Here is a 5,799-nt window from a genome sequence, read left to right as displayed (position 1 = left end):
TTCATATTATAAAGCAATGGTAAAGCGGTGGGTGTAGAATAGACTTAATAGGTTAAAAACTAAACACTTGTGATATGGAAGCAAAAATGTTAAAGCGCATCGCGCTTTGTTCTTCTCGTCACATAACAACGGTGGATCATTGCTGCTGAGGTTCGTCCAGAATACCGCCGTTATACCTGAAATAAGGTGCTTGGGAACTATCATGCGATTGACATGAGAGGAACGTGAAGAACGCACTTTTCAATTGACAATTGATAATTAACGATTGACAATTTATGGTATTGACTTCTAACTCCTCAGTCCGCTACAGCGGGCGATAACTTCTTCTAACTCCTTTAACTCCTAATAATAAAATTTATGCCCGACAAACTTAACCATGTAGATTACCGTTGGTATGTGGTGCGCACCAAGCGCCATCAGGAGGGTAAGCTGGTGGAGCTTTTGGAAAAGCAAAAGGCACAGACCAAGAACATCCTGGAGATCTATGCGCCGACCCACACTACGGTGAATGTGCATCAGGACAGCGACGACAGGCAGAAACCGCTGTTTGCGGGCATCGTGTTCGTACTCGCCACGCAGAATGCGCTGATGAGTTTCATGAAAGAGCACTCCAAGGATGTGGACATACAGTACGAACGTAAAAAGGAAAAAGGAGAAAGGACACGGATGTGTGTCATTCCCGAATCCCAGATGCGTGCTTTCCGTGACTACAACGAGAACTATGCCGACAAGGTGATTGTGCTGGAACGTCCTTACTCGGACTATGCCTTCAACACGAAAACGGGCGAACCGAACGAGATAGTACGTGTCGTTGACGGTCCGCTCGCGGGCTGTGAGGGCTATATCTGCCGTTTCCGCCACGGAAAACGGCTGGTGTTTCAGGTACAGGGCTTTGAACCGGGCAGTTGGCTCACGGTTTCCTGCCCCAAGGCATGGGACTTGCACGTAGTCCGCCTGCACAACATGGAGGGAGACAGGCTCTCCGTCGGAACGGAGAAAGGACGTGCCGTGGACCTGCTTGCCGGAATCCTGCAGGCTTGCGGCTATGGAGAACGCACGCTCCAGATGCTTTACGGTATCATTGACCGTCTTGTCGTCAAGCCGTCGCTGGTATCGCTCTGCAAGGAACTTCATGCACATGGCGACACCGCTTTGAGCCAACGTCTGGCACGGATGACCGGCACGGAGGCGGAACTCGTCATCAACCTCGTGCGTTACGAACATGACAATCCGGGGTATGTGAAAGCCAACTGGAGCAAGCTGACGTTGCGCCCGTTCCTTACCCCGACAGCGGGTGTGGAAATGGAAGAAGGCAAAACCGGGGTGGAATTCCACCATAAGGATTTTACGGAAATCATCCGCAAGGTTGACATAAAGGAAGAAGCCTACCTGCCCAGCCTGCAAAAGGACGAAACAATCACCACTACCTATTATGCCCACATCGGCATGATGGAGGATAAAGACAAGGAAGAATCTACTTACTTCGCCAACTGGGACGGTTTCCTTCAGGAATATTTCCTGACTGCAGGCAAAGCCAATGAGAAATTAGTTGCGGGAACAGTGGAGGCCGTTCCTGACGGCGCAGCAAATGCGGAAAGGGAAAAGCTCATCGAGTCCTTCCGCAACTATGCGCCTACATTATATAAGGTATTGACGGACGCGGATTCAGCCGTAAAAGCCATACAGGACTTTAAGGTCAGTGAAAACACGTTGAATGTCTTTGCTATCCGGTCTTCTGCACAGGAAAAGGATGCGGCAAAGGACAAGCTGATACAGACCTGCGTCCGCATCTGCAAGGAAATCAACACCACCAACCACCTTGCCATATGGCGCAGGTACCTGCGGACGGTGTGGCTGCACAATTAAGATTGTTAGGAGTTAAAGGAGTTAAAAGGAGTTATCACTCCGCTTTGCTCCGTTAGGAGTTAAAGGACGTAACAGACAGACAAAAATCATAGTAGAAAGTGGATAACAACAATCAGAAGAATGTACAGACAGCAACTTTAACCCTCTCCCCTCATGGGGAGAATTGGAGAGGGGCTGAGGGGCTGGAAGGTTTCGGCTTCATCGCCTATGCCAACTCCCGCGTTGAGAAACTGCGGGACGAGGGGCGGTATGACGCGGCAATAAAACTGAAAAAGTATCTCAGGAAGTTCATCACCTATCTGGGAAAGAATGAAGTGCCTTTCAAGGACTTCGACGCCCTGCTGATACGCAACTACCACACGTGGCTGAAGAACCAGGAGTTGGGACGCAATACCATTTCCCTCTATATCCGGAATTTGAAGCGGGTCTATAAACTTGCCGTAAACGACGGTCTTGCTGCCGACAGCAATCCCTTTGAGGGCATGGACGTGAGCTACCGCGTCAAGAAAGAGCGGAACGGACTGACGCTCGATGAAGTGAAACGTCTGCGTGACCTTGACCTGGGCGGTGAATCAGAGATGACCGTCTTCGCCCGCGACATCTTCCTGTTCACAGTCTATGCCCGTGGCATGAGGAGCGACGACATCTTCCGGTTGACGAGAAAGAATATCAAGAACGGACAGCTCACCTATCGCCAGCACGTCACCGGCAAGGAAATCTCCATTCCCTGGGAACCGGCACTGCAGGAGATTGCGGACCGCTACAGGCAGAAAGGCACGTCCCTACTCTTCCCCGTCATTACGGCAAAAGACCCGCGCGAACAATGGAGACAGTATGACAGCCTCCTGCACCGCATCAATTACAGCCTGAAGAAATTAGGCGAGATGATGGAGCTTGGTTATCCGCTGAACCTCACTGTCGCAAGGCATTCGTGGGAGAGCATGACGAAGAGCGTAAGCATAAGCGACATTTTGTGAAGTTGACAAGTTGACAAGGAAACGAGTTGACAAGGTTATTAAAATGATACAACGATGGCAGCTTTCACGGCTCAAGCCGTTTTAGCAACGTTTACCGGTGAAAACCGTGTCGGCTGTCATCATTTAGCAGAAACAATTAGCGTCAATGAGGCTGTAAATCAGCATACTCACTTGCGGCATTGAAACACGGGCAGGCTTTCTGCGGATCCAAATCCCGATGACCGACAATCAAGGCACGAGGATATTTTCGGTGTAACGCTTCCAGCAACTTGCGTAAGGAAGTACGCTGGGCATCCGTCCGGGTATCAGCAGGCTTTCCGTCCTTAGACAGTCCGCCGATGTAACAGACTCCAATCGAATGCCGGTTATGGTTCTTACAATGTGCCCCGACCATTTCTTCGGGCCTGCCCGGTTCAATAGTCCCGTCCGTGGGAATGACGTAATGATAACCGCAACCTATCCAGCCCAGCGAGCGGTGGTAGCTGTCGATGTCTGCCATCCGAAGGGCACTGCCCGCCCTATTGGCAGAACAGTGCACGATAATCAGTGTAATGGTTCTCATAAGTGTATATTTAGGTAACGAGTTAACCAGTTGACAAGTTGACGAGGTTTTAGATGCCATTAGTAAAACTATTCAGAACCTTGTTCCCTTGTCAACTGATACCTTGTCAACTTCTACATACTGGCTATCGCTCCTCCGGCAGCACCGGTTATCAACAACTCAATGAACTTGACGATGTAAAGCAAAATGTTTTTCCAGTTTGTTTTCATACGTTTAGTGGTTAAATGAATAATAATGATGAATAATCGCATGACAATTTATTGTTGCAGGGCAGATTCGTTATCCGCCCTGCAAGGTTAAGAAGCTGTTTTGAATTTCTCCAAAAAGTTTTTCTTGGCTTGATGTGTTCGTTTTCGTGTGTGCTTTGGGCGATTTTTTGGTCCTTTCCGCTCCTGTTCTTCGTCAGATAGCCCGCTATCTTCCTCATCACAGAAGCGAAAATGCCTCAAAAACTCATCCCAAATCATCGCACGATAAATTCAAAACAGCTTCTAAATTAAAGAATCCGCATTTCAGAAAGACCTGGGAAAGGAAAGAATCACACGCCGGGTTCTTCCGGAACAGAAGCAGTCTTCCGTTTCGCCGCTTCCAGGTCCACAGTAGCTTCGCCCGACTTTTCAGCCTTCAGCGTAGCCTTCTGTGCCAGGCGGCTTGCTACCGGAGCAAATTCGGCACGCGAGCGCAGGTTTTCGAAGTCCTCACCGGGAGTAAACACGATATTTACCGTCTTGATGTTGGATGCAGTAAATTCTTCCATCGAAACAGCAGGTTCACAAGTGAGGGAAATACCAAAGGTGCCCAGTTCACCGAACTGCACTTTGCAGCCGTTCAGCAGCATCTCGACCAGGCAGGCACACGTGTCACTCACCACGCCTTTCACCGTACCGCGGGTAAACACTCCGTTGTGATCGGCTATGTGTTTCACGAACTCATCAAAAGTCATCGTTTTGGTTACTTGGTTTTTGGCGTATGCCATTTCAGTTGCTTCTTCGTCCAACGGGTTTCTCCATAAATAGGTAGAGTAATTAATCATACTTTAAACTGTTTTTTAATGGTTAAACTTAAGTGTCAGTTTGTAAGTTTTTAAGTTTGTTAGTTTTTAAGTTTGCAATTCAAAAACTCAAGAACTTAAGAACTAAAAAACTCACCAGATGTTGCGCGCTTCATCGTTCTGACAATGCAAAGATACGGCACCGGAAAGGCGAAATCAATTCGGTTGACAAGCGTTGACAAACCATTGATAAATCATTTATTCTGAATACAGTTGACTAGTTGACAAGGTTTTATTCAGTTGACTAGTTGACAAGGTACTAGTTGACAAGGTTTTATTCAGTTGACTAGTTGACAAGGTACCAGGTAACGAGGTCCTGAATAGCTGAATACAGTTGACTAGTTGACAAGGTACTAGTTGACAAGGTTCTGAATAGTTTTACTGAATGTATTTAAAACCTAGTTACCTAGTTACCTAGTACCTAGTCCCTATTATTAAAACCTAGTCCCTGTTACTAAATATACCCCACGTGTCCGACATAACCATAAACATAAACGGAGGAAACAACCAGATCCTCCCCAACGCTACGGAAGCCGTGCAGAATTTCTACGGCAGCTACTTTCCGGAACATCCGCTTCCCGACAAGTCCGCTCAGGAAACGGAACCTCCCGAAGCGCAGAAGCTTGCCCTATATATAAATAAGGAGAACCTCGGCCGTTATCTCTCCCTCATCGGCGAGTGCCGGTCGGCTACCGAACTGGCACGTGTCGTGGTGGAGATGGTGGAACAAGAGCCCAGGCTCTTCCCCGAAGAAATGGTGAAAGAACGCTTCATCAGCCTCCTGCTGCCTTTCGCGTCCAAGCTTGAAAAAGGCAAGACCATCGACAACATCCGTGCCCGCATCAACGACGCATGGATGAACCGTCCCAAGAAACGTCCCTGAACCTGTCTGAAAAGACCGCCCTGTCATGAACCCGATACTCATTCCAAGAGGACAAGTCACCGGGAAACTTTACGCATTTCCGGCATTTCACTTGAAACTCTTGGCTAATGAAAAAAAGCGCGTTCATAAAGAAAATAGCGGAAGCAGTCATCGAATCCATCCGGGAAGAGCATTTTGAGATACCTTATCTCAGGCAGATAGCCGCCGCTCAGGAATACCTGAATGCAAACCGCAATGCCGACCTCTCGCACGTGAAGTGCCTTCTCCGCTGGATAATGCCCAAGGAGTACCACGATGAGATAGACAAGCTCCACGAGCGGGAAGACCCCCAGTTTGTCTGCATCATCAACGGCGGCCAGAACCTCATCGCCCCGAACGCGCAGCAGGCGGAACAGAACATACAGGATAGTACACCCGAAAAATGAATATATACTGCATCGGCAGTTGAATATATACTGCA

7 protein-coding genes are annotated in these 5,799 nt (G+C 48.4%); 4 read left to right on the top strand and 3 right to left on the bottom strand.

Translation table 11 applies throughout. The features are described 5' to 3' along the window. Positions 1-357: 357 nt before the first annotated feature. Together B5F71_RS18460 and B5F71_RS18455 are read left to right on the top strand one after the other, a co-directional pair. The gene (locus tag B5F71_RS18460) at positions 358-1,866 is read left to right on the top strand and encodes a transcription termination/antitermination NusG family protein (RefSeq protein WP_087213263.1); all 1,509 of its coding nucleotides are present in this window, start codon (positions 358-360) and stop codon (positions 1,864-1,866) included. Positions 1,867-1,964: 98 nt separating this feature from the next. Continuing rightward, complete coding sequence (locus B5F71_RS18455; protein ID WP_087213260.1) at positions 1,965-2,843, top strand: site-specific integrase; 879 nt, start codon at positions 1,965-1,967, stop codon at positions 2,841-2,843. Positions 2,844-2,985: 142 nt separating this feature from the next. Here the strand turns inward: B5F71_RS18455 and B5F71_RS18450 are convergent, their stop codons facing one another. From B5F71_RS18450 to B5F71_RS18440, 3 genes are all read right to left on the bottom strand, one after another. Continuing rightward, positions 2,986-3,405 carry an N-acetylmuramoyl-L-alanine amidase gene (locus B5F71_RS18450; RefSeq protein ID WP_087213256.1) on the bottom strand — a complete coding sequence of 140 codons (420 nt, stop codon included), beginning with the start codon at positions 3,403-3,405 and terminating at the stop codon, positions 2,986-2,988. Between the two features lie 296 nt (positions 3,406-3,701). After that, positions 3,702-3,872 carry a hypothetical protein gene (locus B5F71_RS20510; protein ID WP_158098149.1) on the bottom strand — a complete coding sequence of 57 codons (171 nt, stop codon included), beginning with the start codon at positions 3,870-3,872 and terminating at the stop codon, positions 3,702-3,704. A 71-nt stretch (positions 3,873-3,943) separates the two neighbouring features. After that, positions 3,944-4,438, bottom strand: coding sequence for an HU family DNA-binding protein (locus B5F71_RS18440; protein ID WP_022039714.1), 495 nt, complete (start codon positions 4,436-4,438; stop codon positions 3,944-3,946). A 487-nt stretch (positions 4,439-4,925) separates the two neighbouring features. Between B5F71_RS18440 and B5F71_RS18435 the strand changes: the two genes are divergently transcribed. Together B5F71_RS18435 and B5F71_RS18430 are read left to right on the top strand one after the other, a co-directional pair. After that, the gene (locus B5F71_RS18435; RefSeq protein ID WP_022040060.1) at positions 4,926-5,339 is read left to right on the top strand and encodes a hypothetical protein; all 414 of its coding nucleotides are present in this window, start codon (positions 4,926-4,928) and stop codon (positions 5,337-5,339) included. A 107-nt stretch (positions 5,340-5,446) separates the two neighbouring features. Next, complete coding sequence (locus B5F71_RS18430) at positions 5,447-5,764, top strand: hypothetical protein (RefSeq protein ID WP_013616155.1); 318 nt, start codon at positions 5,447-5,449, stop codon at positions 5,762-5,764. Positions 5,765-5,799 lie beyond the last annotated feature (35 nt).

Origin of the sequence: Bacteroides sp. An269 (genome assembly GCF_002159755.1) — a bacterium.
GTDB lineage: Bacteria > Bacteroidota > Bacteroidia > Bacteroidales > Bacteroidaceae > Phocaeicola > Phocaeicola intestinalis.
The sequence above is the reverse complement of the archived record's forward strand: the minus strand, read 5'-3'. Positions and strand labels throughout refer to the sequence as shown.